Here is a 13,012-nt window from a genome sequence, read left to right as displayed (position 1 = left end):
GGGTTTTCGGTATGTCGGGGGCGCGGTCAGAGACCGAGCATCTTCTTCACGCGCGGGACATCGTTCTTGCTGACGTCGGCAGTACCTTCGAGACGACGCTTGCGCGAGGAGGACTTGACCTCGAGCAGGTGACGACGGTTGGTCTGCTCACGACGGAGCTTTCCGCTGCCCGTCACCTTGACGCGCTTCTTCATCCCCGAGTGGGGCTTGAACTTCGGCATTTATGCCTCCATGTCTGGGTCGAGGTTCTCGGAACGACGACGTGGCTTCTTGGGTGTTGCAACCTTCTTGGCGGCTTCGCGGTGTGCCTTGTCGGCGGCCTCGTCGGCCTCCTTCTCGGCTGCCTTCTCGCCCATCGACTTGACCTTCTCGGCCTTGACCTCTGCCTGGGCTTCGGACTTCTTCTTGTGCGGGCCGAGCACCATCGTCATGTTGCGTCCGTCCTGGCGGGCGTTGGACTCGATGAAGCCGAGGTCCTCGACGTCGCCGGCGAGCCGCTGCAGGAGCCGGTAGCCCAGCTCGGGACGGTGCTGCTCGCGACCGCGGAACATGATGGTGATCTTGACCTTGTCGCCGGCCTTGAGGAATCGGACGACGTGACCCTTCTTGGTGTCGTAGTCGTGCTGATCGATCTTGGGACGCAGCTTCATCTCTTTGATGATGGTGTGCGTCTGGTTGCGGCGGGACTCTCGCTCTTTCTGTGCCGTCTCGTACTTGAACTTGCCGTAGTCCATGAGCCGGCAAACGGGAGGACGAGCTGTCGGAGCAACCTCAACGAGATCGAGATCGGCTTCAGCAGCCAGTCGCAGGGCATCTTCGATACGGACGATGCCCACCTGTTCACCGCCAGGACCGACGAGGCGAACTTCTGGAACGCGGATTCGGTCGTTGACGCGCAGCTCTGTGGTGATGGATCCTCCTGAGATCGTGTGGGAGGCCATCAAAAAATGGCCCCCGTCTGAAACGGAAGCCACCTGTGGCGTATTCCAGCAGTCGGAAACGCCGTCGGCCAGTCAAGTGGATCCAGGTCCGGAGACCCGAGTGCTTCTGTCTGGCGTAACCCCAAGGTCTGATGACCAAGCAGGTGGGAGGTGGACCTCCACTTCGCCCACAAGGATATCAGCGGATGCGTTTCGACACCTAATCCGCGGTGCTGGACTGTTTGCATCGACGAAACATGACCGACGCCGTCCTGAAAGGCACAGACGTCACTCTGGACCCATGTTGTGGCGCGTACGGACGACCTTCATCGACAGGCCGGGGATCCTGGCCGAGACTGCGCTCGCCTGTGGCGACGCTGGTGTCAACATCCTGGGCATGCAGGTGTTCGCCACGGGCGAGCGCGTCACCGACGTGTTCGTGGTCAGTGCACCCGACGGATGGGACGACCTCGACATCGCGCAGCTCTTCGAGCGCGCCGGCGGGGCACAGGTGTCCGTGACCCGCGTCGACCAGGGGGCGACGGTGGACTCGGCCACGCGATATCTCCACGGCGTGCGCGAAGTGCTGGAGCACGGCAGAGACGTCGCCGACGTGCTGGCGGAGCTGCTCGAGACGGAACCGCCGGATGTCGCCGACTACGCGGGACACGACGTGCTCGAGCTCAACCGGCGCAACGGTGCCGCGGTGAGCATCAGCCGCGCCGGGCCGTTCACCCCCGTCGAGAAGGAGCGAGCGCAGGCGTTCCTCGCACTCACCCGTGAAGTCGTCAGTCCCACGGCTCGCGTGACCGCCCTGCCCGGCTCGGCGGTGCCTCTCGTACGTCAGGCGTCGCTCGAGGACGCCGAGGCAGTCGCGGCCCTGCACCAGCGCTGCAGCGACGCGACACTGTTCGATCGCTACCAGGTGCCGCTGCAGCTCCCCATGACCGCACGGATGACGCGGCGTCTCGTGGCACCCGACCACGGCATGGCCCTGGTCGTCCAGCAGGCGCACGACATCGTCGGACACGGACTGCTCGAGGACCTCGGCGACATCTGGACGTTTCGCCTGCTGATCCAGGACACGCATCAGGACGCCGGTCTGGAGCCGCTCCTCGTCAGGCAGGCTGCGAGTCATGCCAAGACCGCAGGCGCCGGTCGGCTCACCCTCATCACCGCCGAGTCCAACGACACCCTGCTCCGCGCGGTGGGCAACGCGGGCTTCATGGCACGGATCGAGCGCCGCGACGGCGGCGTGCACATCTCGGTACCGCTCGCCGCGGTCCGCTCGATCCAGACGGGTTAGCCGACGAAGGAGCGCTCACCCGCGCTGGCGAAGCGTGAGCGTCACACGCCGAAGGCGTTGGACTGCGAAGCGGGGTTAGCCGACGACCCAGGCGGTGCCGGCGGCCGTACGGACCATCACGTGGCCCGCGGCGAGGTGCTCGACGTCGGCGGTCTCGACGACCGAGAACGACGGGCTGCCGAGGTCGAGGAGCAGCGCAGCCGCGTCCTCGGCCAGCGTTGCGCGCGCCGCATCACGCCCGAGCACGGGCACAGGCCTGGCCTGCGGGTCCCAGGCCGCCATCGTCTGGACACTCGTGAAAGCAAGGAGAGCCCTGCGGCCATCCGCACCGGTCATCAGCACCGCCGCCATGTCGGCGTTCTTGTCGCCGTCGGCAGGAACCTCCCCCAACAGCGGGATGATCGGCACGAAGACCCGTGACTCCCCCAGCGCCTGCAGCACGGCGGTGTCGTCACCGAGGACGGATGCGAGCAGCGGATCGGTCAGGCCGTCGTCGTCGGGGAACTGCGGCTCGGCCAGGTCGCGATCGTGCGTCATGCCAAACGTCCACGCAGGTAGGCCATCGCATCCTTGGCGTAGGGGCCGTCCGAACGCTGGATGGCGAACAGGATGATCCGCTCGTCGTCTCCGTGGACCATGGTCGGCCACGGTGCACCCTCATTCATCGCGAATCCGACGACGTCGGACCATGGCACGGTGTGCGTGCGGTAGCCGTTGCGGATCGTGATCTCGTCCTCGCCGGCTCGTACGAAGCTGCGACCGACTGCGTGCAGGAGCGCCAGCACCGCGACGAGGATGGCCGCCAGCGTCGCGAGCTCGAACGCCGTGAACTCGACGTACGACGGCAACGCGACCCCGATGACCGCCGTGAGGACGATCATGATGGCCGCCACCGCGTACGCGACGATCCGCGACCCGCCGGGGCGGAACGTCCTCAGATCCGGCACGCCAGGATGTCCGTGACGAGGATGCCGCGGGCGCCGAGCTCGTACAGCCCGTCCATGACTCGCTGGGCGGCGTCGCGGGGCACCATCGAGCGCACGGCGACCCACCCCTCGCGATGAAGGGGTGAGACGGTCGGCGACTCGATGCCGGGCGTCAGCTCGACGGCGCGCTCGACCTGTTCGACCCGGATGTCGTAGTCCATCATCACGTAGGTCCGGGCGACGATGACGCCGTCGAGCCGCCGCTTGAAGACGTCGAATCCCGCGGGGTTGGGGGTGTCCTGACGCGTGATCAGCACGGCCTCGGACGACAGGATCGGCTCGCCGAACACCTCGAGGTCGGCCTGGCGCAGGGTGCTGCCGGTCTCGACGACATCGGCGATCGCGTCAGCGACACCAAGGCGTACGGACGACTCGACGGCACCATCGAGGCGTACGACCTCGGCCTCGATGCCGTGGCCGGCGAGGTAGGAGCCAACGATGCCCGGGTACGACGTGGCGATCCGCGAACCGGCGAGATCCTGGACCGTGCTCATCGAGCCGATCGGCGCGGCGAAGCGGAACGTCGAGGCGCCGAAGCCGAGGGCGACGTCCTCGGTGGCGTGCGCGCCGGAGTCGAGCAGCAGGTCACGACCGGTGATGCCGACGTCGAGCGTGCCCTCCCCCACGTAGATCGCGATGTCACGCGGGCGGAGGTAGAAGAACTCGACGTCGTTGTCGGGGTCGAGGGTGACGAGGTCCTTGGCATTGCGACGCTGGTGGTAGCCGGCCTCGGCCAGCATCTGGCTGGCGGACTCGGCGAGCGCGCCCTTGTTGGGTACGGCGATCTTGAGCATCAGGTTCTCTTCTCAGGGGAGCTGTGACGGACGAAGGCACGGCTGACCGCGAGGCGGGCAACCGTCACAGATGCGCGTAGACGTCGTCGAGGGTGATTCCGGAGGCGATCATCATGACCTGGGCGTGATAGAGCAGCTGGCTGAGCTCCTCGGCCGTGCGCTCGGCACCTTCGTGCTCGGCAGCCATCCACGACTCAGCGGCTTCCTCGACGAGCTTCTTGCCGATCTCGTGCACGCCGGCATCGAGCTCGGCGACGGTGCGCGAGCCCTCAGGGCGGCTGGCTGCCTTGCCGGTCAGCTCAGCAAAGAGATCTTCGAAGGTCTTCATCGCCCCGAAGTCTATCCGCGTGGGTCTTTGAGAGTGCGCAGCACGTTCCAGGTGGACAGCGCGGCCTCGGTGGCCTCGCGCCCTTTGTCCTCGCGGCTGTCAGCCAGACCAGCCCGGTCGAGAGCCTGCGCCTCGTCGTCGGTCGTCAGCAGTCCGAACCCGATCGGCACGCCGGTGTCGAGTGCCACACGGTTGAGCCCGTCAGTCGCGGCGGCGCACACGTAGTCGAAGTGCGGGGTGCCGCCGCGGATGATCACGCCCAGGGCGATGACGGCGTCGAAGCCCTCGCGGGCGTACGCCTGTGCAAGCAACGGCAGCTCGAACGAGCCGGCAGCGCGTACCAGCGTCACGTCGGTGACGTTGGAGTCGGCAAGTGCGCGCTGAGCTCCGGCGATCAGCCCGTCCATCACCTCGGTGTGCCAGCTCGACGCGATGACCGCGACCTTGGCACCGGTCGCGTCGACGCTGAGGTCGGGTGCTCCAGCGCCGCTCATTTCACGTCTCCGAGTCCGGGAAGGTCGTGGCCCATGCGCTCGGCCTTGGTCTGCAGGTAGCGCAGGCTGTCCTCGGTCGGCGCCACGACGAGGGGCAGCCTCTCGGTGACCTTGACTCCGTAGGCCTCGAGCGCCGTCGTCTTGTCGGGGTTGTTGGTCAGCAGTCGTACGGAGGTGACCCCGAGATCACGCAGGATCTGCGCACCCGCGGCGTAGTCGCGCTCGTCCTCGCCGAAGCCGAGGTCGAGGTTGGCGTCAACCGTGTCGCGCCCGGCGTCCTGCAGCGCATATGCCTGGAGCTTGTGGAGCAGTCCGATGCCGCGTCCCTCATGACCACGCAGGTAGACGACGACGCCGGCTCCGGCAGCCGTGACCTCGGTCATGGACAGCTCGAGCTGGGGTCCGCAGTCACAACGGCGCGAGCCGAACACATCGCCGGTGAGGCACTCGGAGTGGATGCGGGTGAGGACATCCTGGGTGCCGGGATCGCCGAACACCAGAGCGATGTGCTCGGCGCCGTCGATCTGGTCGCGATAACCGTGCGCCGTGAACTCGCCGAACTCGGTCGGCAGGCGCGTCGTGGCCAGCCGGGACACCTGCGTGTCGTGAAGGCGACGGAAGACCTGGAGGTCCTCGATCGACACGAGTGCGAGGCCGTGCTCGTCGGCGAACTCACGCAGCGCCGGGGCGCGCATCAGTGTGCCGTCGTCGTGCAGCACCTCACCGATGACTCCAGCAGGCGTCAGGCCCGCGAGGCGGGTGAAGTCGACGGCGGCCTCGGTGTGGCCGGCCCGTTCGAGCACTCCCCCGTCCTTGGCGCGCAGCGGCAGGATGTGGCCCGGCTGGTTGAGCTCGAACGGCTCGGTCGCCGAGTCGGCGAGCACACGGCACGTACGGGCGCGGTCTGCCGCGGAGATGCCGGTCGTGATGCCGTCACGGGCGTCGATCGAGATCGTGTAGGCCGTGCGCATCATCTCGCGGTTGTGCGGGGTCATCAGCGGGATCGAGAGCCGGTCGAGGATCTCGCCGGTCGTCGGTGCGCAGACCAGGCCGCTGGAGTAGCGCACCAGGAACGCCATGAGCTCGGGCGTCGCCTTGCTCGCGGCGAAGATGATGTCGCCCTCGTTCTCGCGTCCCTCGTCGTCGACGACGATGATCGCCTTGCCGTCGCGGATGTCGGCGATGGCCCGCTCGATGCTGTCGAGCCGTACGTTCGCGTGTTCGGTCATGATGATGCTCCTTCTGCACGAGCACCCAGCAGGCGCTCGACGTACTTGGCGAGGATGTCGACCTCGAGATTGACCCGGTCGCCGGGTGCCTTGGTGCCGAGCGTCGTGTCGGCAAGGGTCGTCGGGATGAGCGACACCGAGAACCACGGCTCACTGGTGTCTGATTCTTGGCGATCGACGACCTCGACCACCGTCAGTGAGGTGCCGTCGACCGTGACGGATCCCTTGTCGACGAGGTACTTGGCCAGCTCCGCCGGCAGCGCAATGCGTACGACCTCCCAGTGTTCGCTGGGCGTGCGGTCGAGGATCGTGCCGGTGCCATCGACGTGGCCCTGAACGATGTGACCGCCCAGACGTGCGCCTGCCTGCGTCGCGCGCTCGAGGTTGACCTCGTCGCCGACCACCAGATCGCCGAGTGACGTCTTGTCGAGCGACTCCTTCATGACGTCGGCGCTGAACGTGTCGGCGTCCTGGGCCATCACGGTCAGGCAGCAGCCGTTGATCGCGATCGAGTCGCCGTGCCTGGCGTCGGAGGTGACGACGGGGCCACGAATCGTGATGCGTACGGAGTCGCCGAGCTCCTCGACGGCCGTCACGGTGCCCTTCTCCTCCACGAGTCCGGTGAACATCAGTCGAAGTCCTCTCGCTGCATGCGCCCCGGAGTGCCGATCATCCGGATGTCTGGGCCGACCATCGTCAGGTCGTCGATCGTGATGGGCCGCAGGTCGGCGAGCGTGGTCGCCTCGCCCTCGAGTGCGGCACGGCCGGAGCCGAGCATCGCCGGGGCGATGTAGCCGATGATCCGGTCGATCACGCCGGCGTTCCAGAACGCTCCGGCCAGCCGCGGTCCGCCTTCGAGCCAGATGTGCCGGATGTCGTTGTCGACGAGCTTCTTGAGCACGACCTCGGGGTCGCGTGACTGGATCAACAGCGTCGGTGCCACCCGGTCGAAGACGCGGTAGTAGTTGGGGATCTTGGTCTCGCCGACCACGACACGCAGGGGCTGTCGCTCGAACGGCAGCGGAAGATCCTTCTCGTCGCGCACCGTCAGGCGCGGATCGTCGGCAATCACGGCGCCCGTGCCTGCGACGATCGCGTCAGCCTCGGCACGGAACACCTGTACGTCGCGGCGCGCCTCCTCGCTGGTGATCCATTTGCTGGTGCCGTCGGGTGCGGCGCTGAGCCCGTCGAGCGTCGCGGCGTACTTCCACGTGACGAACGGGCGACCCGCGGTCATCGCGAACGTCCACTCGACGTTGAGGTCGGTGGCCTCCTCGGCGAGCGGGCCCTGCTCGACCTCGATGCCGGCGGCCTTGAGCGTCTTGGTGCCGCCGGCAGCCGTGCGGTTGGGATCGATCTGCGCGAACACGACGCGGGCGACGCCGGCGTCGATCAGCGCCTGGGTGCAGGGTCCCGTGTTGCCGGTGTGGTTGCACGGCTCGAGGGTCACGACGGCGGTCGCGCCACGTGCGGCTTCGCCGGCCTGGGTCAGCGCATCCACCTCGGCGTGCGGGGTGCCGACGCCGCGATGCACGCCGATGGCGAGCTCCTTGCCGTCAGGGCTGAGCAGCACGCATCCGACGCGCGGGTTGGGCAGCGTACGGGCGACCCCTCGTGCGGCGTCGAGAGCACGACGCATTGCGCTGATCTCGATCTCGCTGGCCATCTGTCCTCCGGGTGGTGAGTGACCCACGCGTCCCGGGGTTGCCCGGCGGCCTACGCCACCAAGCGGCCACAGCGGTGCCGTGACCTCGTGCGCCTCTCATCCGGACTTTCACCGTCGGTGCCGGAATTTCACCGGCTCAACCGTTGCCCCACCGAAGTGTGGCCGCGGGTCGCGGACTATAACCGCCGGTTCGGAATTACACCGACCCCGGAGCACGCGAGCGTTCAATACTGGTTGCTCGTGGCAAAAGTCTAGCGGCTCATGCGGGTGACTGAGTGTGACGTTCGGCATGTGAGCGCAGCGAGGCGACCATGGCGTCGGGATCGTCGGCGCCGAACACCGCAGAACCGGCGACGAACATGTCGGCGCCGGCCTCGGCGCACCGCTCGATCGTCTCGAGCGAAACCCCCCCGTCGACCTGGAGCCAGATGTCACCACCGTGCTGGTCGATCAGCTCGCGAGCCTGCGCCACCTTGGGCAGGCACGAGTCCATGAACGACTGGCCGCCAAAGCCAGGCTCGACCGTCATGATGAGGATCATGTCGACCTCGGGCAGCAGTCCGGCGTACGGCTCCAGTGCCGTGTCGGGCTTGATCGCCATCGACGCCCTCGCACCCTGAGCGCGGATGTTGCGGGCCAGCGTCAACGGATCTCGGGCCGCCTCGACGTGGAACGTGATGCTCTTGGCGCCGGCCTCGGCGAACTGCGGCGCCCAACGGTCGGGGTCGTCGATCATGAGGTGGGCATCGATCGGCTGGGCGGCAACCTTCGAGAGCGCCTCGATGACGGGGGCGCCGAGCGTGAGGTTGGGCACGAAGTGGTTGTCCATGACGTCCATGTGGAGCCAGTCGGCGCCGGGGATGCGAGTGGCTTCGGCCTCGAGGTTGGCGAAGTCAGCCGACAACATGCTCGGCGCGATCTGGATGCCCATGGCTGGAAGCCTAGTGGGCGGGTCGGGGCTACTTGAGGATGCCGTCGATGACGATGTCGAGCATCGGCGTCACCTCGTCCTCGCCGATGCCGGTCGAGTCGGCGAACGTCGCAACTCCACTGATGAGGCGCATCACCTGACGCGCCTCGACACCCGAGCGAAGCGCTCCCGATCCGGCGAGGTCGTCGAGCACATGCTCGTTGGCACTGATGAGCGTCTGGCACTTGCGGTACATCGGTGAGCTCTCGTCATCCATCGCCGCACTGAGCTTGACCGCTGCACCACGGTGGAGCGTCACGTGACCGATGTAGGCGGTGAACCACTGCTCGAGGGTCTTGCGGGGCGAGATGTCGGCACTGACGGCGGCCTCGGCGTCGGCCACGACCCGCTCGGTCCAGTCGCGCATCAACGCGTCGAGGAGGTCGTCGCGCGTCGGGAAGTGCCGGTAGAGCGTGCCCGGACCGACCCCGGCCCTCTTGGCGATCTCATCGAGAGACCCCTCGGAGCCACGCTCGGTGAACACCTCACGCGCGGCGGCGATGAGCTTGTCGTAGTTGCGCCGGGCGTCGGCGCGCATCGGCCTGATGTCGTCGTCGGCGACGTCGGTGTCTGTGGTGACGGACGCCACAACTACACCTCCCTTGTTAACCGGAGATAGTCTCCGTATAGTCATTTCGAGAACCGGAGTCCTTCTCCGTTAAGTCTACTCCACCACCGCATTCCTGGAAGGGAACCGACCATGTCCACCCTCACGTCGCCGCCGGACACCAACCGACGCACCTCGTACGGCGTGGCGATCGTCCTCGTCGCCCAGCTCATGCTGGTGCTCGACGTCACGGTCGTGAACGTCGCACTCCCCCGCATCCAGACCGATCTCGACTTCTCCCCTGCAGGTCTCTCATGGGTGCTCAACGGCTACACGCTCGCCTTCGGCGGCCTCCTGCTCCTCGGCGGCCGGCTCGGCGACGTCTTCGGACGCCTGCGGGTGTTCGAGCTCGGTCTGGGGCTCTTCACCGTCGCCTCCCTCGCCGGCGGGCTCGCCCCCAACCCCGACCTCCTCGTGGTCGCCAGGGTGCTCCAGGGCGTGGGAGCCGCCATCGCAGCACCCAGTGTGCTGGCACTTCTCACGACCTCGACCCCGGACACCGCCTCACGCAACCGCGCCTTGGCGCTGTTCACCGCGGTGTCCTCGGCAGGTGGATCACTCGGGCTGATCCTTGGCGGCGTGCTCACGGACCTCGGGTCCTGGCGGTGGACCCTCGTCATCAACGTGCCGATCGGCATCGCGGTGCTGGCCTTCGCTCGCCGCTACGTCGTGGAGACCGATCGTCGTCCCGGTCGCTTCGACGTCGTCGGTGCTGCCACGGCGACGCTCGGCTCGGTCGCCCTCGCGTACGCGTTCATCAACGCGCCCGACCACGGGTGGGACTCGATCGGCACGATCGGCGGGTTCGTCCTGGCCGCTGCACTGCTCGCACTATTCATTCGCACCGAGCGCGTCGCACCACACCCACTGCTCCGTCTCGGGCTGCTGCACAACCGCCGTCGCGCGGGCGCCCTCGTGGTGATGTCGTTGCTCGTCGGGTCGCAGTTCCCGATGTTCTTCCTGCTCGTGCAGTACGACCAGCGCGTCCTGGGATTCGGACCGCTCACGTCCGGCTTCGCGTTCCTGCCGCTGACGCTCGCGATCTTCGCCGTGTCGCGGGTCTCGGCCCGCCTGGTGGAGCGGTTCGGACCGCAACGCCTCATCGCGGTCGGCACGGTCGGCATGGCGGTCAGCTTCCTGTGGCTCAGCCAGATCAGCACGAGTAGCGACTACGTCACCGCGATCCTCGGCCCGATGCTCCTCAGCGGCGCCGCGGCCGGACTGGCGTTCATGCCGACCACGGTCGCGATCCTGGCCGACGTGGAGCCGGAACACGCCGGCGCGGCCTCGGGTCTCCTGCAGACGATGCAACAGCTCGGCGGAGCAATAGGCCTGGCCGTGATCGTCTCGATCTACGCATCTGGTGCCGTGCCCGGCCAGGTCGTGCCGGGAGCCGAGGCGGCGTTCCTGACGTCGATGGTCTTCGCGATCGTCGCGTTCACGATCGCGATGGTCGTGATGCGGGCGCCGCGGCGGGCGACGGCTCAGGTGTCAGTGCCGGCGTAGGACCGCGAAGAACATCGCATCGGTGCCGTCGATGTGGGGCCACAGCTGTTGGGTGGACTCCACGTCGACGTCGCCGCGTCCTGCGGTCACCGCATCGACGACACCCGTCGTCTCGGCCAGGTGCGGTGAACAGGTCGCGTACACGACGACTCCTCCGGGACGTACGAGCTCGAGCGCCCGGGTCAGCAGCGCGTTCTGCAGCGGTACGAGGGCCTCGAGGTCGGCAGGCTGGCGGCGCCAGCGTGACTCGGGACGCCGCCGAAGAGCACCGAGTCCGGTGCACGGGGCATCGACCAGCACCCGATCGAACGATGCGGACTGCCACGGCCCGTGACGCCCGTCGTAGGTCGTGACCTCGACGTTGTCGAGCAGGTGCACACCTTGTCGTACGAGCTCGGCGCGGTGTTCGAGCACCTCGTTGGCGACCAGTGACGCACCGCGCTGGCCGGCGAGTGCGCCGAGGAGGGCGGCCTTGCCACCGGGCCCGGCGCACAGGTCGAGCCACTGCGTGTCATTGCCGTCGACCTTCGCCTCGGCGACGGTGATCGCGACGACCTGTGACCCCTCGTCCTGCACGCCGGCTCGGCCATCGCGGACCTGCGGCACGTCGCCGGGTGCACCGCCGTCGAGGATGCGGGCGTACGGCGAGAGCTCGCCCGGCGTACCCGGCAGGTCATCGGGACTGCAGAGCCCCGGGCGGGCCACCAGGGTCACGCGCGGCGAGGCGTTGTCGGCTGCGAGGAGCTTGTCGATCTGCGTGGCGTGTCCGCCCAACGCGGCCGTCAGCGCCTGCACGATCCACACCGGGTGTGAGGTACGGATCGCGCGTTCCTCGTCACCGTCGAGACCCTCGGTGACGGTGTCGAGCCACTCGGCGAGGTCCTTCTGGCCGATCTTGCGCAGCAGGGCGTTCGCGAAGTGCACCGGCTTGTGGCCGATCTCGCGGCGGACGACGTCGACCGTGGTCGAGACGGCGGCGTGCGGCGGCACCCGCATGCTCAGCAGCTGGTGCGTTCCGAGACGGAGAGCGTCCAGCACTGGGGGGTCGATTCCGGCGAGTCCCTTGCTCGCCACCGACCCGATGATCGCGTCGTACGTGCCCTGGCGGCGTACGGTGCCGTGCACCAGCTCGGTGGCGAACGCCGCGTCACGTCCTTCGATCGAGTGTTCCTTGAGCATGCCGGGCAGCACGAGGTTGACGTAGGAGTCGCGCTCCGCCACGGCTCGCAGCACGTGGAACGCGACCATCCGTACCGGATCGGTCATGCAAAGGCCGGATCGTCGTCGAACGTGGTGCCACGAGCCCAGTCGGCCGCCGCCATCGACTTCTTGCCGACCGCCTGCACGTCGCCGAGCACCAGGTCGGTGGTCGCGGTGCCGACGCGGATCTCCTTCTTGGACACGTGGATCCTGCCTGCGTCGAGGGTGCTCTCGGCGGCGATCCTGGGCGGTCCGATCTTGACGCGCTGATCCCCCAGCGTCGTCCACGCGCCCGGTGCCGGCGTGCACCCACGTATGTGGCGGTTGATCGCGAACGCGGGACGGTTCCAGTCGATGCGCGCGTCGTCGGTCGTCAGCTTGTGAGCGTAGGAGACGTTGTCGTCGGGCTGTGGGATCGCCGAGATGTCACCGTCCTCGATGTGGTCGATGACGTCGACGAGCAGCTTGCTCCCCCAGTCGGCAAGTCGCTCCAGCAGCGTCTCGGCGGTGTCGTCGTCGCGAATCAGCTCGGTGATCGTGCCGAGCGTGGGTCCGGCGTCGAGCTCCTCGACCAGGCTGAACACCGTTGCGCCGGTCACCTCGTCGCCGGCCATGATGGCGCGCTGCACGGGGGCGGCGCCGCGCCAGGCCGGGAGGACCGAGAAGTGCAGGTTGACCCAGCCGAACTCGGGGATGTCGAGCGCCTCGCGGCGGATCAGCGCGCCGTACGCGACGATCGTCACGACCTGCGGGTCGATCTCGCGGAGCCTCGCCATGAACTCGGGGTCTGACGGCTTCGCCGGCTTGAGCACCTCGATGCCGTGCGCCTCGGCGGCCACCGCCACGGGGGACGGCGTGAGCGTACGTCCGCGGCCCGCCGGTGCATCGGGTCGGGTGATCACGGCGGCGACGTCGTGACGGCTCGCGACGAGGGCCTCGAGGCTCGGCACGGCGGCATCCGGCGTACCGGCGAAGACAACTCTCACGCCGCAGAGTCTAGGCGCCG

The 13,012-nt window shown here is 67.9% G+C and carries 16 protein-coding genes and 1 riboswitch; of the genes, 2 read left to right on the top strand and 14 right to left on the bottom strand.

The window, feature by feature from the left end; translation table 11 throughout:
* Positions 1-26: 26 nt before the first annotated feature.
* Together rpmI and infC are read right to left on the bottom strand one after the other, a co-directional pair.
* On the bottom strand, positions 27-221 hold the full coding sequence (rpmI, locus tag ABD683_RS15945; RefSeq protein WP_344771057.1) for a 50S ribosomal protein L35: 195 nt from the start codon (positions 219-221) through the stop codon (positions 27-29).
* Positions 222-941 carry a translation initiation factor IF-3 gene (gene infC, locus ABD683_RS15940; RefSeq protein WP_344771056.1) on the bottom strand — a complete coding sequence of 240 codons (720 nt, stop codon included), beginning with the start codon at positions 939-941 and terminating at the stop codon, positions 222-224.
* Between the two features lie 280 nt (positions 942-1,221).
* Between infC and ABD683_RS15935 the strand changes: the two genes are divergently transcribed.
* On the top strand, positions 1,222-2,226 hold the full coding sequence (locus ABD683_RS15935; RefSeq protein WP_344771055.1) for an ACT domain-containing protein: 1,005 nt from the start codon (positions 1,222-1,224) through the stop codon (positions 2,224-2,226).
* Between the two features lie 75 nt (positions 2,227-2,301).
* Here ABD683_RS15935 and ABD683_RS15930 read toward each other — a convergent pair whose 3' ends face one another.
* The 10 genes from ABD683_RS15930 to ABD683_RS15885 form a co-directional block, all read right to left on the bottom strand.
* Positions 2,302-2,763 carry an SseB family protein gene (locus ABD683_RS15930; protein WP_344771054.1) on the bottom strand — a complete coding sequence of 154 codons (462 nt, stop codon included), beginning with the start codon at positions 2,761-2,763 and terminating at the stop codon, positions 2,302-2,304.
* Complete coding sequence (locus tag ABD683_RS15925; protein ID WP_344771053.1) at positions 2,760-3,173, bottom strand: PH domain-containing protein; 414 nt, start codon at positions 3,171-3,173, stop codon at positions 2,760-2,762. The genes ABD683_RS15930 and ABD683_RS15925 overlap by 4 nt, the downstream gene beginning before the upstream one ends.
* The gene (gene hisG / locus ABD683_RS15920; protein WP_344771052.1) at positions 3,161-4,006 is read right to left on the bottom strand and encodes an ATP phosphoribosyltransferase; all 846 of its coding nucleotides are present in this window, start codon (positions 4,004-4,006) and stop codon (positions 3,161-3,163) included. The genes ABD683_RS15925 and hisG overlap by 13 nt, the downstream gene beginning before the upstream one ends.
* A 64-nt stretch (positions 4,007-4,070) precedes the next feature.
* Positions 4,071-4,334, bottom strand: coding sequence for a phosphoribosyl-ATP diphosphatase (locus ABD683_RS15915; RefSeq protein WP_344771051.1), 264 nt, complete (start codon positions 4,332-4,334; stop codon positions 4,071-4,073).
* 11 nt (positions 4,335-4,345) lie between these two features.
* Positions 4,346-4,828: a 6,7-dimethyl-8-ribityllumazine synthase gene (gene ribH, locus ABD683_RS15910; protein ID WP_344771050.1), complete on the bottom strand. Its 483-nt coding sequence runs from the start codon at positions 4,826-4,828 to the stop codon at positions 4,346-4,348.
* Complete coding sequence (locus ABD683_RS15905; RefSeq protein ID WP_344771049.1) at positions 4,825-6,057, bottom strand: bifunctional 3,4-dihydroxy-2-butanone-4-phosphate synthase/GTP cyclohydrolase II; 1,233 nt, start codon at positions 6,055-6,057, stop codon at positions 4,825-4,827. Before ABD683_RS15905 ends, ribH begins: the two co-directional genes overlap by 4 nt.
* Positions 6,054-6,686, bottom strand: coding sequence for a riboflavin synthase (locus ABD683_RS15900; protein ID WP_344771048.1), 633 nt, complete (start codon positions 6,684-6,686; stop codon positions 6,054-6,056). The genes ABD683_RS15905 and ABD683_RS15900 overlap by 4 nt, the downstream gene beginning before the upstream one ends.
* On the bottom strand, positions 6,686-7,723 hold the full coding sequence (ribD, locus tag ABD683_RS15895) for a bifunctional diaminohydroxyphosphoribosylaminopyrimidine deaminase/5-amino-6-(5-phosphoribosylamino)uracil reductase RibD (RefSeq protein WP_344771047.1): 1,038 nt from the start codon (positions 7,721-7,723) through the stop codon (positions 6,686-6,688). Before ribD ends, ABD683_RS15900 begins: the two co-directional genes overlap by 1 nt.
* Before the next feature lie 84 nt (positions 7,724-7,807).
* A riboswitch (FMN riboswitch) is annotated at positions 7,808-7,942 on the bottom strand.
* 40 nt (positions 7,943-7,982) lie between these two features.
* Positions 7,983-8,654, bottom strand: coding sequence for a ribulose-phosphate 3-epimerase (rpe, locus tag ABD683_RS15890; RefSeq protein ID WP_344771046.1), 672 nt, complete (start codon positions 8,652-8,654; stop codon positions 7,983-7,985).
* A gap of 28 nt (positions 8,655-8,682) precedes the next feature.
* The gene (locus ABD683_RS15885) at positions 8,683-9,282 is read right to left on the bottom strand and encodes a TetR/AcrR family transcriptional regulator (RefSeq protein ID WP_344771045.1); all 600 of its coding nucleotides are present in this window, start codon (positions 9,280-9,282) and stop codon (positions 8,683-8,685) included.
* Between the two features lie 111 nt (positions 9,283-9,393).
* Between ABD683_RS15885 and ABD683_RS15880 the strand changes: the two genes are divergently transcribed.
* A complete protein-coding gene (locus ABD683_RS15880) occupies positions 9,394-10,806 on the top strand; it encodes an MFS transporter (protein ID WP_344771044.1) in 1,413 nt (470 codons plus the stop codon).
* Here the strand turns inward: ABD683_RS15880 and ABD683_RS15875 are convergent.
* Complete coding sequence (locus ABD683_RS15875) at positions 10,792-12,072, bottom strand: RsmB/NOP family class I SAM-dependent RNA methyltransferase (protein WP_344771043.1); 1,281 nt, start codon at positions 12,070-12,072, stop codon at positions 10,792-10,794. The two genes, ABD683_RS15880 and ABD683_RS15875, sit on opposite strands and share 15 nt — an antisense overlap.
* The gene (gene fmt, locus ABD683_RS15870; protein ID WP_344771042.1) at positions 12,069-12,992 is read right to left on the bottom strand and encodes a methionyl-tRNA formyltransferase; all 924 of its coding nucleotides are present in this window, start codon (positions 12,990-12,992) and stop codon (positions 12,069-12,071) included. Before fmt ends, ABD683_RS15875 begins: the two co-directional genes overlap by 4 nt.
* Positions 12,993-13,012 lie beyond the last annotated feature (20 nt).

The organism is Aeromicrobium panaciterrae (assembly GCF_039537165.1).
In the GTDB taxonomy this organism is placed as follows: Bacteria; Actinomycetota; Actinomycetes; order Propionibacteriales; family Nocardioidaceae; genus Aeromicrobium; species Aeromicrobium panaciterrae.
Note: the sequence above shows the minus strand (reverse complement) of the source record. Positions and strands in the feature narration are given on the sequence as shown.